The sequence below is a fragment of the Hymenobacter elongatus genome (genome assembly GCF_004745955.1).
GTDB classification, from domain to species: domain Bacteria; phylum Bacteroidota; class Bacteroidia; order Cytophagales; family Hymenobacteraceae; genus Hymenobacter; species Hymenobacter elongatus.
Genome location: NZ_SRLD01000096.1, coordinates 1 through 1,443, shown reverse-complemented (window position 1 = coordinate 1,443; position 1,443 = coordinate 1). Strand labels below are relative to the sequence as shown.

General features: G+C 69.8%; 1 protein-coding gene. It reads left to right on the top strand.

Features of this window, described 5'->3' with window-relative positions; genetic code table 11:
• Window positions 1–80 precede the first annotated feature (80 nt).
• Window positions 81–1,430: an IS701 family transposase gene (locus tag E5J99_RS20845; RefSeq protein WP_135499734.1), complete on the top strand. Its 1,350-nt coding sequence runs from the start codon at window positions 81–83 to the stop codon at window positions 1,428–1,430.
• Window positions 1,431–1,443 lie beyond the last annotated feature (13 nt).

The following is a 1,443-nucleotide window of genomic DNA, read 5'->3' as shown; positions in this document are numbered from 1 at the left end:
TTTTGGGGGTTGGTAAGGAGGCAAAAAAGAAACCCGCCGGGTAGGGCAGGCTTAGCTTTGGGTAACGACACCGTTCTGCTATGCCCACCTTCCCCCGCGAGTTTCAGACCGTAATAGTACCGTACGCGCACCTATTTTGCCGCCGCGTCTTCGCCCACGTGCAGCTCTTGCTGCTCGGGGCCATCCTAGCCCCAGGCAAACGCACCATTACTTCGGTGCTGCGCATCGTGGGCCTGGGCCAGCAGCCGGCCTGGCACAAGTACCACCGGGTGCTGAGCCGGGGCAAGTGGAGCGCCCGCGCCGCCAGCCGCCTGCTGCTGGGCCAGCTCGTGGCCGCCTTTCTGCCCACCGGCCCGCTGGTGTTCGGCCTGGACGAAACGCTGGAGCGACGCTGGGGACCGCGCATCGCCGCCCGCGGTATTTACCGCGACGCCGTGCGCAGCAGCGACTCCCATCTGGTCAAGTGCAGCGGCCTGCGCTGGCTCAGCGTCTGCCTGCTCACGCCCCTGCCCTGGGCGGCGCGGGTCTGGGCCCTGCCCGTGCTCACCGTGCCAGCCCCCTCGGCGGGCTGGGCCAGGGCGCAGGGCCGCCGCCACAAAAAAGTGACGGACTGGGCCCGGCAAGCCGTGCTGCAGCTGGCCCGCTGGCTGCCCGGCCGCCAGCTTACCTACCTGGGCGACAGCGGCTACGCCGTGCTGACGCTGCTGGCCGCGACGCGCGCCCACGCCACCTGGCTTACGCGCCTGCGCCTGGACGCGGCCCTGTATGAAACGGCTCCGGCCCGCGTGGCCGGCCAGCGGGGCCGGACCCGGGTCAAGGGCGCGCGCCTGCCCAGCCTGGCGCAGGTGGCGGCGGCGGCCAGCACCGCTTGGCAGGCGCTGACACTGCCCGTCGATGCCCGCGGACAGGCCCGGACGGTCGAGCTGGCCACGGGTACGGCCCTGTGGTACTCGGCCGGCACACTCGTGCCCATCCGCTGGGTGCTGGTGCGCCCGGCCGGGGAGGCGGACGGCCCGTTCAGTGCGTTGCTGAGCACGGACCTGACGCTGGAAGCGGCCGCCATCGTGACCACCTACGCCCAGCGCTGGGCCCTGGAAGTGACCTTCGCCCAGGTGCGGGCCCACCTGGGCGTGGAAACCCAACGCCAGTGGAGTGCCTTGGCCATTGCCCGCACCACGCCCGTGCTGCTGGGCCTGTTTTCGCTCGTCACCCTGCTCGCCAATCGCCTCCACGCCCGGGGCTTGTTACGGGCACAGGCCTGCGCCTGGTACCAGAAGCAGGCCCCGACCTTTAGCGATGCCCTGGCTACCGTACGCCGCTATTTATGGGCCGAAACGCTTTTTGACAACTCGCCCAAGGACACCGTCCTGCTCAAAATCCCGCGCCACCAACTCCACATCTGGCAAGAGGCCCTGGCATGGGCCGCGTAGGGCTAAAGTCAAG

Coding starts and splice junctions, on each gene's coding strand:
- E5J99_RS20845 (WP_135499734.1), top strand. CDS start 81: ATGCCCACCTTCCCCCGCGAGTTTCAGACCGTAATAGTACCGTACGCG.